The following is a 16,192-nucleotide window of genomic DNA, read 5'->3' as shown; positions in this document are numbered from 1 at the left end:
CTTATTTTTAGTCTTCGCCCACCAAAACAGTCGTATCGCTCAGATATTTGTAAGGCGGTACAACCAAGTTGGTCGGTGCAGGAACACCTTTGTATACTCGGCCTGCAATGTCAAATTTCGAACCGTGGCAAGGGCAGAAGAAACCGCCTTTCCAGTCTGCGCCCAAGTCGGCGGGAGCAATATCGGGACGGTAAGTTGGGGAGCAACCCAGGTGGGTACAGATACCGATAGCAACGAGGAGGTTCGGCTTGATCGAACGGGTCTCGTTTTTAGCGTATTCCGGTTGCTGATCCACTTCGGAATTAGGATCGACAACTGCGCCATCCAAACTTTTCAAGTCTTTGAGCTGTTGATCTGTGCGATTGACCAGCCAAATTGGTTTGCCCTGCCATTCGGCAGTCAGCATTTGGCCTGCTTCGATTTTGCTGACATCTACTTCGACAGCAGCACCGGCAGCCTTAGCTTTCTCCGATGGGAAGAAGCTGGCCACGAAAGGCGTAGCTACGCCTAGAGCCGCCACACCGCCTGCACCGCATGTAGCCAGTGTCAGGAAACGGCGGCGACCGTTGTTGATTTCTTGATTATCCATTATTCAGTCGTCCTAAAATTTTGGGAATACCGAGCCATTAAACAGCGTAATTCTACCTAGTTTGTTGTAATACTCAAAGCATTATTTAAAATAAGGTAAAGTTTTATGATATTGCTCAATACTCAAGCAGGATTGTTTTCATCAAAGTGAACCACTTCGATACCGAATTTTTCTGCCACGGCATCGCCTAAGGCGCGGACGCCGTAACGTTCTGTCGCATGATGACCGGCACTGATAAATGCCACACCCGTTTCGTTGGCAAGATGATATTGTGCTTCGGAAATTTCACCGGTCAGATACGCATCGACACCTTCGTCTGCGGCCGTCTGAAAAAATCCCTGCGCACCTCCGCTACACCAGGCAATACGTTTGATTTCGCGTTCAAGATCGCCGATAACGGTCGGCTTGCGGCCGAATACCGCCTCGATGCGTTCAGACAACTGCGCCAGCGTTTGCGTGGTTTTCAGGCGGCCTGTATTCAACAGATTTTGCTCGCCGAATTGTTTTTCGAGCACCCAATCGAGTTTCTCGGCCAACTGCGCGTTATTGCCCAATTGCGGGTGCGCATCCAGTGGCAGATGGTAGCCCGCCATATTGATTTGGTGTTGCAGCAAGGTTTCAATGCGTGCTTTTTTCCAACCGGTAATCGTGACAGGCTCGCTTTTCCAAAACATGCCGTGGTGAACCAAAAGCAGATCCGCTCCCTGCGCTACGGCAAAATCGATTGCTGCTTTGCTGGCGGTAACCGAAGTGGCGATTTTAGCAATTTCTTCTTTGCCTTCGACCTGCAGACCGTTGGGCGCATAGTCCTTAAACAGCCCGACCTGCAATGTCTCATCGCACCAAGCCAGAATTTCACGGCGTAAAGCCATATTCCGCTCCTTATATCTATCTTCAAAAACAGCTTCGCATTCTAACCGCAAAATCTGTTTATGCCTCAAATTCTTACATTCCGATTTCAGCAATCATTCCCAACATTAATCATTTGCACATCATCATGAATTATTTTAATATATCCCACCTTACCCACAGGCCGTCTGAAAACACATGGACTCTATTATCGAATTGCGTCATCTCAAAACCTTGCTGGCTTTAGAAGAAACCGGCAGCGTTTCCCTTGCCGCCAAACGGGTTTTCCTGACCCAATCTGCCCTGTCGCACCAAATCCGCGCCTTGGAAAATTATTACGAAACGCCGTTGTTTGAACGCAAATCCACACCTTTGCGCTTCACTCCGGCCGGTATGCGCCTATTGCAACTGGCGCGCGAATTGTTGCCGCAGGTTGCCGCCGCCGAACGTGATCTGGTACGGATTATCGAAGGCGAAGCGGGCGAACTCAGGCTTGCCGTCGAATGCCATACCTGCTTTGACTGGCTGATGCCTGCCATGGGTGAGTTCCGCCCCTTATGGCCGCAAGTTGAATTGGACATCGTTTCCGGTTTCCAAGCCGATCCGGTCGGACTGTTGCTGCAACACCGCGCCGACCTCGCCATTGTTTCCGAAGCCGAGCCGCTCAACGGCATCAGCTACCGCCCCCTGTTTGCCTATGAAATGGTCGGCATCTGCGCAGAAGACCACCCGCTTGCTGACAAAGACATTTGGGAAGCGGAAGACTTTATCGACGAAACCCTGATTACTTATCCCGTCCCCGACGAAATGCTGGATTTGCCCAAAAAAGTGCTGCTGCCCAAAGGCATTAATCCGCCGCGCCGCCACAGCGAGCTGACTATCGCCATTATTCAATTAGTTGCCAGCAAACGCGGCATCGCCGCCCTGCCCTATTGGACAGTCATGCCGTATTTGGAAAAAGGCTACGTCGTCCACCGCAAAATCACTTCAGACGGCCTACAAAGCAAACTTTATGCCGCCATTCGTACGGAAGACGCCAACAAAGGCTATCTGGACAACTTCTGCCAAATCACGCATGACCGCTGTTTTGCCGACTTGCCGGGCTTGAGCGAATTGGAAATGTAAACTTGAAACAATCAAAAGGCCGTCTGAACAATTTTCAGACGGCCTTTTTTAATATACACAAAAATTTCACTGCTTCTATTCGGACTCATCCGAGTTCAAACACGCCGACAAATCGATTTCAGACGGCCATGTTTTATCAGGCGCAACCCGAATATCGAAATGCTCGCCGCGATAGTCGAAAACCAAACGCCAAGCGTGCAAAAACAGATGTTCCGCCTCATCGCCGCCATACAGCGTATCGCCCAAAATCGGACTGCCTATGCTTTTCATGGCCACGCGCAGCTGATGGGTTTTGCCGGTAAACGGTTGCAACACAAACAGCCGCAAACCGGGCTTCAGGCTTTGGCTGCTGAAACGGGTAACGGCAAAATTATCCTCATCACGCGTCAGCTTCCATGTACCGCGCCGCGAACGCGCCATACTGCCTTTCACCCAACCCTGCTTTTTCGCCGGCTTGTGCGTACCGAGTGCCAAATAAGTTTTACGCATGGTTTTCTCGGCAAATTGCGCCGACAAAGCCGTCGCGCTGTCGCGGTTGAGCGCAAACAGCAACAGGCCGCTGGTGGCTTTGTCCAAACGGTGAACCAGCCACACGCGCTCAACGCCGAGCTGTTGCGCCAGCGAAGCAGTCAGGCAAACATTCCCTTCCGATTCGCTGTGCACCGATACGCCGCAAGGCTTATTGATGACCACAAAATCTTTGTGTTCAAAAACAATGTCCCACATTTCAGACGGCCTTCAACACAATACTGTCGCCAAGCAGGGTCAAAATACCCAGCAGGCAGAACAAGATACATGCGGCAATACGCACTGCTTTGGCCGGAATTTTACGCATCAGCATTTCGCCCAAATACACGGCAGGCACAGAAGCAATCATCAAACCGGCAATACTGCCGACCACGACCAGCAGGATAGATTGGTATTTTGCCGCCAAAAGAACCGTCGCAATTTGCGTTTTATCGCCGATTTCAGCCAAGAAAAACAGGACGACCGTCGCCGTAAATGCGCCGTATTTCAGCCACTTGCCGTCAGGGTCTTCGTCTTTATCCGGCAACAGCAGCCATAATCCAACCGCAATAAAACTGCCGCCGACCACCCATTTCATGACTTCGGGCGAAATAGCGGATGCCAGCCAGACACCGAGTGCGGCTGAAACAAGATGGTTCAACAGGGTTGCAATAAAAATACCGGCAACAATCGCGTTTTTGTGGGCAAAACGTGCAGCCAAAAAGAGCGCGAGCAATTGCGTCTTATCGCCAATTTCGGCAATGGCAACGCCCAGCGTCGAGGAGAAAAAAGCTTCCATGATTTAAGATACTCAACCGAAAAGCGGGCAAACAAAAAGCGCTGTGCATACCGCCCGCAAGGGTATGGACAACGCTTACGTCTTGCCTGTCTTCCGATAAAGCAGAGAAGATACCGCTGCCACGGCCGCACAAGCCGATTATGTTGACAACGGTTTCGGCATTGCGCCGAATGGCTACTCCCGTAAGAGTGAAGCGCGGATTTTACGGCAAACAAAAGTTTGAAGCAAGAAAAACAAAAGGCCGTCTGAAACCTGATTCAAGTAGGTTTCAGACGGCCTTTTTCACAACGATTAATTATCGGAGAACAAATCGCCTACTTTTTCCCAAAACGATTTTTTGCGCGGAGTTTGGCTGAGGTCGAGGCCGGAGGAGATTTTTTCAAATTCTTCCAGCAACTCTTTCTGACGGTCGGTCAGGTTGACCGGTGTTTCAACCAAAATGTGGCAGTACAAATCGCCGGTCGAGCTGGAACGCAGAGACTTGATACCTTTGCCTTTCACGCGCATACGGCGGCCGGTTTGCGTTTCTTTCGGAATGTGCAGTTTGACTTTGCCATCCAAAGTCGGCACTTCGACTTCGCCGCCCAATGCTGCAATGGCAAAGCTGATCGGCAACTCGCAATGCAAGTCCAAGCCGTTGCGCTCGAAGATTTTGTGCTGTCTCACGCGGACATTGACGTACAAATCGCCTGCCGGCGCGCCGTGTTGACCCGGCTCGCCCTCGCCGCTCAAGCGGATGCGTTGACCGTCGTCGATGCCTGCCGGAATGTTGACTTCAACCGTTTTACTGGTCTTGGTGCGGCCTTCGCCACGACATTTGACGCAAGGATCTTTGATTTCTTTGCCTGTACCGTGACAAGTCGGACAAGTCTGCTGCATTTGGAAAATGGCTTGGCGGACGTGCACCGTACCTGAGCCGTGACAGGTCGAACAAGTCGATGCGGATGTGCCCGGTTTGGCACCTGAGCCGTGGCAGACATCACATTCTTCGTAAGTCGGGATGTTGATGCGTTTTTTCACGCCTTTGGCGGCTTCTTCAAGCGAAATCTCTATGCCGACCTGCAAGTCGGCGCCGCTGTAATCCGGCTGACGGCCGCCAGCGCTGCCGCCACCGCCGAACATTTGGCTGAAAATATCGGAAAAATCGAAGCCTTGTGCACCACCGAATCCGCCTTGGCCGCCGAAACCGCCAAAGCCACCGAATCCGCCCGCACCTGTGCCCTGTTCGAACGCAGCATGGCCGTATTGGTCGTACATGGTACGTTTTTCCTTGTCAGACAAGGTGTCGTAAGCTTTTTGGACTTCTTTAAATTTTTCTTCCGCTTCTTTATTGTCAGGATTGCGGTCGGGATGATATTTCATTGCCAGCTTGCGGTAGGCTTTTTTGATTTCATCGTCGCTAGCGCTGCGGGCAACACCAAGTGTTTCGTAAAAATCTTTATTGCTCATAATTTTGATAGTGTTAAGAATGAATTCAAACTGGGTGGGATATGTGGGCGAGTATCAAAAACTCAAGTCAGTATTTTCAAGGCCGTCTGAAATTGTGCTTTTCCGACATCCAAACATTCAGACGGCCTTTGTCAAACCGACAGGCCCGACAACCTGCTATAATCCCATCTTTATTTTTTCCAACGTTTTCAAGCGAAAAACAGAATGACCATGCAAGAACATTACCAACCCGCCGCCATCGAGCCTGCGGCGCAGAAAAAATGGGACGACGAGCGTATTTTCAACGTCTCCGAAGACGCTTCCAAACCCAAATACTACTGCCTGTCCATGTTCCCCTACCCCAGCGGCAAGCTGCACATGGGGCATGTACGCAACTACACCATCGGCGACGTATTGAGCCGCTTCAAACGCTTAAACGGCTTCAACGTCATGCAGCCTATGGGTTGGGACGCGTTCGGCATGCCGGCGGAAAATGCGGCGATGAAAAACAACGTCGCCCCCGCCGCATGGACCTACGACAACATCGAATACATGAAAACCCAGCTCAAAAGCCTGGGTTTTGCGATTGACTGGGAGCGCGAAGTCGCCACCTGCAAACCCGAATACTACCGCTGGGAACAATGGCTGTTTACCAAGCTGTTTGAAAAAGGCATCGTCTATCGCAAAAACGGCACGGTAAACTGGGACCCGGTCGACCAAACCGTCCTTGCCAACGAGCAAGTCATCGACGGACGCGGCTGGCGTTCGGGCGCGTTGATCGAAAAACGCGAAATCCCGATGTATTACTTCAAAATCACGGATTACGCCGAAGAGCTGCTCAACGATTTGGACAAGCTGGAACACTGGCCGGAACAAGTTAAAACCATGCAGCGTAACTGGATCGGCAAATCACGCGGTATGACCGTGCGCTTCGCCGTTTCAGACGACAGCAAACAAGGCTTGGAAGGCGATTACGCGAAATTCCTGCAAGTTTATACCACCCGCCCCGACACGCTGATGGGTGCGACTTATGTTGCCGTTGCCGCCGAGCATCCGCTGGCAACCGCCGCAGCCGCCAACAAACCCGAATTGCAGGCATTTATCGCCGAATGCAAAGCCGGCTCGGTTGCCGAAGCCGACATGGCGACGATGGAGAAAAAAGGCGTGCCGACCGGCCGCTACGTCGTCAACCCGCTTAACGGCGACAAGCTGGAAGTGTGGATTGCCAACTATGTATTGTGGGGCTACGGCGACGGCGCAGTGATGGCGGTTCCGGCGCACGACGAACGCGATTTCGAGTTCGCCACCAAATACAATCTGCCGAAAAAACAAGTGATTGCCGTCGGCGACAACACATTCGACGCAAACCAATGGCAAGAATGGTACGGCGACAAAGAAAACGGCGTATTGGTCAACAGTGGCGACTTGGACGGCATGAATTTTCAGACGGCCTTCGACGCCATCGCCGCCAAACTGCAAAGCCAAGACGCAGGTGAACCGAAAACCCAATACCGCCTGCGCGACTGGGGTATTTCGCGCCAACGCTACTGGGGCTGCCCGATTCCCATCGTCCATTGCGAAAAATGCGGCGACGTCCCCGTCCCCGCAGACCAACTGCCGGTCGTTTTGCCTGAAAACGTCGTACCCGACGGCATGGGTTCGCCGCTGGCAAAAATGCCCGAGTTTTACGAAACCACCTGCCCATGTTGCGGCGGTGCGGCAAAACGCGAAACCGACACCATGGACACCTTCATGGAATCAAGCTGGTACTTCTTCCGCTACATGTCGCCCAAGTTCGTAGAAGGCATGGTATCGGCAGAAGCCGCAAAATACTGGGGTTCGGTCGACCAATACATCGGCGGTATCGAACACGCGATTCTGCACCTCTTGTACGCGCGTTTCTTCACCAAACTGATGCGCGACGAAGGTCTGGTCAATGTTGACGAACCGTTTGAACGCCTACTGACTCAAGGCATGGTCGTCTGCGAAACCTACTACCGTGAAAACGACAAAGGCGGCAAAGACTGGATCAACCCTGCCGATGTCGAGCTGACTTTCGACGACAAAGGCCGCCCCGTTTCCGCTGTTCTGAAAGCCGACGGACTGCCCGTCGTCATCAGCGGCACGGAAAAAATGTCCAAGTCCAAAAACAACGGCGTCGATCCGCAAGAACTGATTAACGCCTACGGCGCGGACACCGCCCGCCTGTTCATGATGTTCGCCGCACCGCCCGAACAGTCCCTCGAATGGAGCGACAGCGGCGTCGAAGGCGCACACCGCTTCCTACGTCGTCTGTGGCGTACCGTTTACGAATACCTGAAACAAGGCGAAGCAGTCAAAGCGTTCGCAGGCAGCCAAGACGGTTTGTCTAAAGAACTCAAAGACCTGCGCCACAAACTGCATTCCACTATCGCCAAAGTCAGCGACGACTACGACCGCCGCCAGCAGTTCAACACCGCCATCGCCGCCGTGATGGAACTGCTCAACCAATACGACAAAACCGACACCGGCAGCGAACAAGGCCGCGCCGTCGCACAAGAAGTATTGGAAGCCGCCGTACGCCTGCTGTGGCCGATTGTTCCACACATCTGCGAAACCCTGTGGAGCGAATTGAACGGCGTGAAACTGTGGGAAGCAGGCTGGCCGACAGTCGACGAAGCCGCCTTGGTCAAATCCGAAATCGAAGTGATGGTTCAAGTCAACGGCAAACTGCGCGGCAAAATCACCGTCGCCGCCGACGCATCCAAAGCCGACCTCGAAGCCGCCGCCCTTGCCAACGAAGGCGCAGTGAAATTCATGGAAGGCAAGCCTGCGAAGAAAATCATCGTCGTTCCCGGACGCTTGGTAAATATCGTCGTCTAAACCGATTTTAAGGTTTAGCCATACGGATAAAGGCCGTCTGAAACTTGGTTTTCAGACGGCCTTTTATTTTGGCTTTCAAGCCCAATCGTTATTTCATTTAAACGTAAGGTTTTCAATTAAATCAAAATCATAAAGATATTTTTTGAACCATCGTATTCAAATGAAAACCTTAGCTTTGATAAAGACAAGGTTTAGCCGGATAAAGAAAGGCCGTCTGAAACCCTGTATTCAGGTTTCAGACGGCCTTTTTAACTGCCCGATTTTATTCGCCGTAATAGGCTTTGGTCAGGATTTCTTCCATATCGGCCACCATGGCGAGGCGTGGGTTGGCCGGGGTGCATTGGTCTTCAAAAGACATCATGGCCAGCTCTTTTCTGCCGTCGAGGAAGGTTTTCTCATCGATGCCCTGCTCTTTAAACGACATTTTGATGCCGACGTTGACTGCCAGCTCATGGCAGGCGCGGGCGAAGGATTCGACGCCCTCTGCTGGTGTGCTGCATGGCAGGCCTAAAGTACGGGCGATTTCCTGATATTTCAGGTCGGCTTTGTAGTAGTTGTACTTCGGCCAAGTGGCGGTTTTCTGCGGACGCGTGCCGTTGTAGCGGATGACGTGCGGCAGCAGGATAGCGTTGGCACGACCGTGTGGAACGTGATATTTGCCGCCGATTTTGTGTGCCATCGAGTGGTTGATGCCCAAGAACGCATTGGCAAACGCCATGCCTGCGATGGTGGAGGCATTGTGCATATGCTCACGCGCTTCAGGATCAGCCGCACCGTGTTTGTAGGAGCGTTCGAGGTATTGGAACACGAGCTTAATGGCTTGCAGGGCGAGGCCGTCTGTAAAGTCGTTCGCCAGTACGGAAACATATGCTTCTACGGCGTGGGTCAATACGTCCAAACCGGTATCGGCGGTTACGCCGGCGGGAACGGTCATGGTAAACGCAGGGTCGACAATCGAAATGGTCGGTGTCAGCGAGTAGTCGGCAATCGGATATTTTTTGTCGCCGTCGCTGATGACGGTAAACGGCGTGACTTCGGAGCCGGTGCCCGATGTGGTAGGGATGCCGATGAATTTGGCTTTGCGGCCCAATTCAGGGAAGCGGAAGGCGCGTTTGCGGATGTCCATGAATTTTTGCACCAAATCTTCAAAATCGACTTGGGGTTGTTCGTAGAAGAGCCACATGGCTTTGGCCGCGTCCATTGGCGAACCGCCACCCAGCGCGATGATGGTGTCCGGCTGGAAGCTGCGCATCAAATCCGTGCCTTTATAGACGGTTTGGACGCTCGGATCGGCTTCGACATCGGTAAACAGCTGGATGGTCACTTTGTTTTTGCGTTGATGCAGTTGGTTGGTGATTTTATCGACAAAGCCCAGATCGACCATCGAACGGTCAGTCACAATCATGACTTTTTCACAGTCTTTCATGTCTTGCAGATATTGGATGGAATCGCGTTCAAAATAGATTTTGGCGGGCACTTTGAACCATTGCATGTTGTTTCTCCGACGGCCTACTTTTTTGATGTTTAACAGATTGACCGCACTGACGTTGCCGCCGACGGCGTTTTTACCGTAAGAGCCGCAACCGAGGGTCAGAGAAGGCAGGAAGGCGTTGTACACGTCGCCGATGCCGCCGAAGGTGGAAGGCGAATTCCAAATCACGCGCAGGGCTTTGACGCGTGAGCCGAACGTTTTGACCAATTCTTCGTCGGCGGTATGGATGGCGGCGGAATGTCCCAAGCCGTCAAAGGCAACCATTTCTTCGGCAAACTTCAAACCTTGTTCGGTCGAATCCGCCTTAATCATGGCCAAAACAGGCGAAAGTTTTTCGCGGGTCAGCGGCTCATTCGGGCCGACTTCGCGGCATTCGGCGATGATGATGTTGGTTTTTTCAGGTACTTTAAACCCAGCCTGCTCGGCAATCCATGCCGCCGGTTTGCCCACTACCGCAGAATTGAGTTTCGCACCGCCGCAGCTGGCGCAATTCGCCGTTACGCCGAAGATAAACTCTTCGAGCATGGCTTTTTCTTTTTTGTTGGCAAAGTACACGCCGTAAGATTTGAATTCTTCGGCCAACTCTTTGTAAATCTCTTTATCGGCAATCACCGCTTGCTCGCTGGCGCACACCATGCCGTTGTCAAAAGATTTCGACATCACAATATCGTGTGCCACCTGTTTGATGTCCGCCGTTTTTTCAACATAAGCAGGTACGTTGCCCGCCCCGACGCCGAGCGCAGGTTTGCCACAAGAATACGCGGCTTCCACCATCGCATTGCCGCCGGTCGCCAAAATCGTTGCCACGCCCGGATGCTTCATCAGCGCGGAAGTGCCTTCCATAGACGGCTTTTCAATCCACTGGATACAGTTTTCCGGCGCACCGGCCGCAATCGCCGCATCGCGCACAATACGCGCTGCATGGGCGGAACACTGCTGGGCGGACGGGTGGAACGAGAAAATAATCGGATTGCGGGTTTTCAGCGCAATGAGGGATTTGAAAATGGTGGTGGAAGTCGGATTGGTTGTCGGCACAATACCGCAAACCACGCCGACCGGATCGGCAATTTCAGTAATACCGGTTACATCGTTTTCGCTGATGACGCCCACGGTTTTCAAATCACGCAGGCGGCGCACAACGTTTTCGCAGGCAAACAGGTTTTTCGTCGCCTTATCCTCGAACACGCCGCGTCCTGTTTCTTCCACCGCGTGCATGGCGAGTACACCATGTTTGTCCAGCGCGGCAATGGAGGCTTTGGCAACAATAAAGTCAATCTGCTCCTGATCCAACTTAAGAAACTCGTCCAATGCCCGTAAACCCTTGTCAACCAGGCTGTTTACCTCGGCTACGGCTGGGCTGACGACGTTGTCGGCTGATGCGTTCATGGTGTATCTCCTTAATAAAAGGTGGCAATAAGATCAATAAATTTTCACTACGATAACTATAGGTAATTTAGTTACATTTTGCTTTGACCTACATCACAAACCATGATTGAACTTTTCAGACGGCCATTTTATCGTTTATTCATTTTAATTCTTTGACGTATAATATTTTTATCTACACAAAAACAAAGACGGTTATTCTTCGTCGCTTTCCTCGATAATTAAGATAAAAACAGAAAATCTATGTATTAAAATTACAAACATAAATGAAAAAGGCCGTCTGAAAATATTTTTCAGACGGCCTTTTTTGCTTTGCCGTTTATTGGCTAATGTCTTCCAGCGTACGGCCTTTGGTTTCTTCACCCAATACCAAGATTACCGCCACAATCAGCAGCATAACCAGCGCAAACATCATAAAGATATTGCCGAAGCCGCCGCTGTTGCCAACCATCGCCGCCACCACCATGGGCGCGAGTATGCCGCCGACGCGGCCGATGGCGCCTGCCCAGCCGGATGCGAAGGCACGGAAGCGCAAAGGGTAGAGTTCGGGGGTGTAGGTGTACAAAACGCCCCATGCGCCCAAGTTGAAGAAGGACATCAGGCTGCCCCAGATCATGACTTCGGCCGCAGTTGTGCTTTGCCCGAAAAACCATGCGCACACGGCGCACGCAGCCAAAAAGCCTGCCAGCGTTGCTTTGCGGCCGATTCTCTCCACCAAAGCCGCGGCAGCTATATAGCCGGGCAGTTGCGCAACAATCATCACCAACACATATTCAAAGGTTTTGACCACGGTATTGCCCTGCTCAACCAGCAGTTTAGGCAACCAAGTAAAAATGCCGTAATACGAAAACACGATGCCGAACCAAACCAGCCACAGCATCAGCGTACGCCGTGCAAACGGATGTTGCCAAAGTTGGATGAAGCGGATGCGTTCGCGCGGGGCGGCCGGTGCGGCAACGGCTTCTGTCGGCGGCGTTATGCCCGATTGAATTTCCAACGCGGATACCAAATGGTGCGCTTCGTTGGTTTTGCCGCGGGAAAGCAGGTAAGGCACGGATTCGGGAACAAATTTCAACACCAACGGCACATAAAACAGGGGCAAGGCGCCAAATAAAAACGCGCTGTGCCAGCCGGTTTGCGGAATAAAGAAATAAGACACCAGCGCGGCTGAGAGCCAGCCCAAACCCCAAAAGCTTTCCAGCAACACAATAAAACGGCCGCGTACTTTCGGCGGCGCATATTCGCTGACCAGCGACACGGCGACGGGCAGTTGGCCGCCCAAGCCGACGCCGACAAAAAAGCGGCACACCAGCAAAACCGTCAAATCAGGCGCAAGCGCACACAAACCTGTGGCAATGCTGTACACCACCATCGTGCCGGCAAAAACGGTTTTCCGTCCGAACCTATCCGCCAGCCAGCCGCTGAATACCGCACCCAAGGCCATGCCGACAAAAGCAATGCTGACAATCCAACCCAACTGCGCTGGAGCCAGCGCCCAATCTTTGCCCAAAGCCGGCAATACAAACGACACCAAGCCTGTATCCATGGCATCAAACAACCAACCTATGCCGACCAAGACCAGAAGTTTGTAATGAAAGTGGGAAGGCGGCAGATTGTGCAGCCGCGTCAGAATATCCATAGTTTCTTTCCTTTGTTTGTATGATTGAATTGGGTTTTAGCAATAAATGCTTTAATTTCAGTGACAAACCTGAAACCGAGACATTGTGTCGATTTTAACATTGGTACCATATGCAAAGAATAGGAAGCACGTGTTTTTTAGATATTTTTATCGCCAGAACCGTACGCCCTATTAAAACTCTGAATAAGGGTTCACGGCAGGCCGTCTGAAACCGATGGTCTGTTTTTCAGAAGGCCTGCCGTTTTTTGCAAAGGCTTCATGCTTGGGTTATGATGTTTATTTGTAATATGTAAACAGATGATTGCCTGTTTTTACATAACAGGCCGTCTGAAACAACGGAGAACGATATGAATGCGGTTGTAATTGCGGTCATCATCATGCTTGTGCTGTCTTTATCGCGCGTGCATGTGGTACTCAGCTTGGCTGTCGGCGCGTTTGTCGGCGGCTTGGTGGCCGGTATGCCTTTGGAGAATGTAACCAACGCGGCCGGCGATGTGGTGCAGCAAGGGATTATTCCTGTTTTTAACGAAGGTCTGAAAGGCGGGGCGCAAATCGCGCTGTCTTATGCCATGCTCGGCGCGTTTGCCATGGCCATCACGCATTCCGGTCTGCCGCAACAGCTCGCCGGCGTGATTATCCGCAAACTCAACGGCGGCGAAGGCAATGCGAAAGGCGAAGGCGCGGTCAAATGGCTGCTGCTGGCGATTATTTTGTGCATGGGTGTGATGAGCCAAAACGTTGTGCCGATTCATATTGCGTTTATCCCGATGATTATTCCGCCGCTGCTGTTGGTGTTCAACCGTTTGAAACTCGACCGCCGCTTGGTGGCCTGCGTAATTACGTTTGGCTTGGTAACGACTTATATGTTCCTGCCTTACGGTTTCGGCGCCATCTTCTTGAATGACATCATGTTGGGCAATATCCGCTCGGCAGGCATGGACACCAGCGGCATCAATGTAATGCACGCAATGGCGATTCCGGCTTTGGGCATGGTTTCCGGTTTACTGCTGGCCTTTTTGCACTATCGCAAACCGCGCATTTATCAAAACAATACCACTGACACGGAAGACAACCGTGCAGCAGTGCAACAACAAGAGCCTTCAACCTATCGCAGCTTGGTGGCGGCCGTGGCGATTGCCGTGTGTTTTGCCATTCAGCTTTTGTATGATGGTTCGCTAGTATTGGGCGCTATGTTGGGCTTTGCCGTGTTTATGATGCTGGGCGTGATGAACCGCTCCGCCGCCAGCGATGTGTTCGGCGAAGGCATCAAAATGATGGCGATGGTTGGCTTTATTATGATCGCGGCACAAGGTTTCGCCGCCGTCATGAACGCGACCGGCGAGATCCAGCCTTTGGTAGAACACAGCATGGCTTTGTTCGGCGGCAATAAAGGCATGGCCGCATTGACCATGTTATTCGTCGGCTTGCTGGTAACCATGGGCATCGGCTCGTCTTTCTCCACTTTGCCGATTATTACCGCGATTTATGTGCCTTTGTGCATTAGCTTGGGCTTCTCACCTATGGCGACCGTCGCCATCGTCGGCACAGCCGGTGCGCTGGGCGATGCGGGTTCCCCCGCTTCCGACTCAACGCTCGGCCCGACCATGGGTTTGAATGCCGACGGTCAACACGACCACATCCGCGATTCGGTTATCCCGACTTTTATCCACTACAATATCCCGCTGATGGCTGCCGGCTGGATTGCCGCGATGGTGCTGTAATTATGAGCGATATTCAGGAATTGGAACACCGCGTCACGGAGCTGGAAATTCAGACGGCCTTGCAGGAAGATTCAATCGGCAGTCTGAACGACACCATCGCCAAGATGCAACAGGCTTTGGATTTGCAACAAGGCCAGCTACGGCTTCTGTATCAACGGATGCAGGACAAAGGCGCAAACGGCGAACGCGAACCGTACAGCCTACGCGACGAGATTCCGCCGCATTATTGATTAGCTAAAAAAGGGCGTGTTTGATACATGCCCTTTTCTTTCATAACAAAGGCCGTCTGAAAGTCAATCAAGCTTTCAGACGGCCTTTTAAACAATCAAACCTTACAAACAAGCCAATTCGTTGGCCATTTGCTGCTCGACGGTTTCACGTTGGCGGATAAGTTTACATTCGCTGCCGTCAACCAATACTTCCGCCGCACGGTTGCGCGTGTTGTAGTTGCTCGCCATGCTTGAGCCATACGCACCGGCGCTGCGGATAAGCAGCAAATCCCCTTCTTCGCAGGCGATGGTGCGGTCTTTGCCGAGGAAGTCGCCGGTTTCGCAAATCGGGCCGACGATATTGGCCGTCAGAGGCTCAATGTCTTTGGTTTCGACCGCTTCGATGTGATGATAGGCATCATAAAGCGCCGGACGCATCAAATCGTTCATCGCCGCATCGACCATCACAAAGTTTTTCTCTTCGCCATGTTTGACAAATTCAACGCGCGTCAACAACGCACCTGCATTGCCGACCAAACTGCGGCCTGGCTCGAGAACCAATTTCAGATGGCGTGTACCCATCAGTTTTTGAACGGCTTGAGCATACGCGCCCAAATCAGGCACATTTTCGTCTTGATAAACAATGCCGACACCGCCGCCCAAGTCCAAGTGTTCCAACACAATGCCTTCGTCTGCCAGTTGGTCAACCAAGGCCAAAATACGTTCGCAGGCTTCGACAAGCGGGCTGAGGTCGGTCAGTTGCGAGCCGATATGGCAGTCGATACCGACGATTTTCAAATGGCTTTGTCGGGAAGCATGACGATAGGCCTCAAGCGCATCGGCATAGGCAATACCAAATTTGTTTGCTTTCAGGCCGGTGGAGATATAAGGATGGGTTTTGGCATCGACATCAGGATTGACGCGCAGGGAAACCGGAGCGACTTTACCCAAGCGCGCGGCAACTTTCTGAATACGGTCGATTTCGGGAATGCTTTCCATATTGAAGCATTTCACGCCTGCATTCAGCGCAAATTCAATTTCTGCCTCACTCTTGCCCACACCAGAAAAAATCGTTTTCGCCGCATCGCCGCCGGCCGCCAAAACACGCGCCAACTCGCCGCCGGACACAATGTCAAAACCGCTCCCCAAAGAAGCAAAGTGTTTGATGATGCTCAGGTTGCCATTCGCTTTAACCGCGTAGCAGACAAGCGGATTTAAAGCGGAAAACGCGGTTTGGTAGTTTTCAAATGCCTCGGTCAGCACAGATTTGCTGTACACATAAAGCGGCGTACCAAACTCTTCAGCAAGGTGTGTATAAGGTAGTTGTTCGCAGAATAAGGTCATGTTTGTGAAATCTTTTTTTAATCGTTGGTTTGAGTGGTCGGCTCTTTAGCCGTATCGAATTTCAAGCCGGTCTGAATCACGCCGAAGCGCGCCTTGTCGCCTTCTTTGGGCAGATAGAGGTCGCCTTTGTAGCCGCAGGCAGAAAGCAGCAGAACCGTTGCCGCTGCAAAAAATACGCCGTATTTCATCAGTAAAACTTTCTTCATCATTACGAATGTGGCAAGATTCGGTATCTTAAACAAAAA

At 51.9% G+C, this 16,192-nt stretch carries 13 protein-coding genes; 4 read left to right on the top strand and 9 right to left on the bottom strand.

Features of this window, described 5'->3' with window-relative positions; translation table 11 throughout:
* Positions 1 to 7 precede the first annotated feature (7 nt).
* Positions 8 to 589: a ubiquinol-cytochrome c reductase iron-sulfur subunit gene (petA, locus tag HMPREF2606_RS03565; RefSeq protein WP_070459589.1), complete on the bottom strand. Its 582-nt coding sequence runs from the start codon at positions 587 to 589 to the stop codon at positions 8 to 10.
* Positions 590 to 711: 122 nt separating this feature from the next.
* Positions 712 to 1,461 (bottom strand): Nif3-like dinuclear metal center hexameric protein, encoded by a 750-nt coding sequence (locus tag HMPREF2606_RS03560; protein WP_070585199.1) that lies wholly within the window; start codon positions 1,459 to 1,461, stop codon positions 712 to 714.
* Positions 1,462 to 1,636: 175 nt separating this feature from the next.
* Between HMPREF2606_RS03560 and HMPREF2606_RS03555 the strand changes: the two genes are divergently transcribed.
* Entirely contained in the window at positions 1,637 to 2,563 is a 927-nt protein-coding gene (locus HMPREF2606_RS03555) for a LysR family transcriptional regulator (protein WP_070504237.1), read from the top strand.
* Between the two features lie 75 nt (positions 2,564 to 2,638).
* Here the strand turns inward: HMPREF2606_RS03555 and HMPREF2606_RS03550 are convergent, their stop codons facing one another.
* The 3 genes from HMPREF2606_RS03550 to dnaJ all read right to left on the bottom strand — a co-directional run bounded on the left by HMPREF2606_RS03550 (position 2,639) and on the right by dnaJ (position 5,318).
* Positions 2,639 to 3,289: a TIGR01621 family pseudouridine synthase gene (locus HMPREF2606_RS03550; RefSeq protein WP_070843318.1), complete on the bottom strand. Its 651-nt coding sequence runs from the start codon at positions 3,287 to 3,289 to the stop codon at positions 2,639 to 2,641.
* Between the two features lies 1 nt (position 3,290).
* Positions 3,291 to 3,869, bottom strand: a complete 579-nt coding sequence (locus HMPREF2606_RS03545; RefSeq protein WP_070843317.1) for a TMEM165/GDT1 family protein — start codon at positions 3,867 to 3,869, stop codon at positions 3,291 to 3,293.
* A gap of 291 nt (positions 3,870 to 4,160) precedes the next feature.
* Positions 4,161 to 5,318 carry a molecular chaperone DnaJ gene (gene dnaJ / locus HMPREF2606_RS03540; protein WP_070585204.1) on the bottom strand — a complete coding sequence of 386 codons (1,158 nt, stop codon included), beginning with the start codon at positions 5,316 to 5,318 and terminating at the stop codon, positions 4,161 to 4,163.
* Positions 5,319 to 5,528: 210 nt separating this feature from the next.
* Between dnaJ and leuS the strand changes: the two genes are divergently transcribed.
* On the top strand, positions 5,529 to 8,159 hold the full coding sequence (leuS, locus tag HMPREF2606_RS03535; protein ID WP_070843316.1) for a leucine--tRNA ligase: 2,631 nt from the start codon (positions 5,529 to 5,531) through the stop codon (positions 8,157 to 8,159).
* A gap of 262 nt (positions 8,160 to 8,421) precedes the next feature.
* Here the strand turns inward: leuS and adhE are convergent, their stop codons facing one another.
* A complete protein-coding gene (gene adhE, locus HMPREF2606_RS03530; RefSeq protein ID WP_070712105.1) occupies positions 8,422 to 11,037 on the bottom strand; it encodes a bifunctional acetaldehyde-CoA/alcohol dehydrogenase in 2,616 nt (871 codons plus the stop codon).
* Positions 11,038 to 11,353: 316 nt separating this feature from the next.
* A complete protein-coding gene (locus HMPREF2606_RS03525) occupies positions 11,354 to 12,673 on the bottom strand; it encodes an MFS transporter (RefSeq protein ID WP_070843315.1) in 1,320 nt (439 codons plus the stop codon).
* A gap of 347 nt (positions 12,674 to 13,020) precedes the next feature.
* Between HMPREF2606_RS03525 and HMPREF2606_RS03520 the strand changes: the two genes are divergently transcribed.
* Together HMPREF2606_RS03520 and HMPREF2606_RS03515 are read left to right on the top strand one after the other, a co-directional pair.
* Positions 13,021 to 14,394: a Na+/H+ antiporter family protein gene (locus tag HMPREF2606_RS03520; protein ID WP_070712103.1), complete on the top strand. Its 1,374-nt coding sequence runs from the start codon at positions 13,021 to 13,023 to the stop codon at positions 14,392 to 14,394.
* A 2-nt stretch (positions 14,395 to 14,396) separates the two neighbouring features.
* Positions 14,397 to 14,624, top strand: coding sequence for a SlyX family protein (locus tag HMPREF2606_RS03515; protein WP_070585214.1), 228 nt, complete (start codon positions 14,397 to 14,399; stop codon positions 14,622 to 14,624).
* Positions 14,625 to 14,726: 102 nt separating this feature from the next.
* On the opposite strand, the gene lysA is transcribed toward HMPREF2606_RS03515, so the two are convergent.
* Positions 14,727 to 15,947, bottom strand: a complete 1,221-nt coding sequence (lysA, locus tag HMPREF2606_RS03510; RefSeq protein WP_070585216.1) for a diaminopimelate decarboxylase — start codon at positions 15,945 to 15,947, stop codon at positions 14,727 to 14,729.
* Between the two features lie 17 nt (positions 15,948 to 15,964).
* On the bottom strand, positions 15,965 to 16,135 hold the full coding sequence (locus HMPREF2606_RS03505; RefSeq protein ID WP_070585219.1) for an LPS translocon maturation chaperone LptM: 171 nt from the start codon (positions 16,133 to 16,135) through the stop codon (positions 15,965 to 15,967).
* Positions 16,136 to 16,192 lie beyond the last annotated feature (57 nt).

Source organism: Neisseria sp. HMSC070H10 (genome assembly GCF_001837635.1).
Lineage (GTDB): Bacteria > Pseudomonadota > Gammaproteobacteria > Burkholderiales > Neisseriaceae > Neisseria > Neisseria subflava_A.
This window is presented reverse-complemented; position numbering and strand designations above follow the sequence as displayed.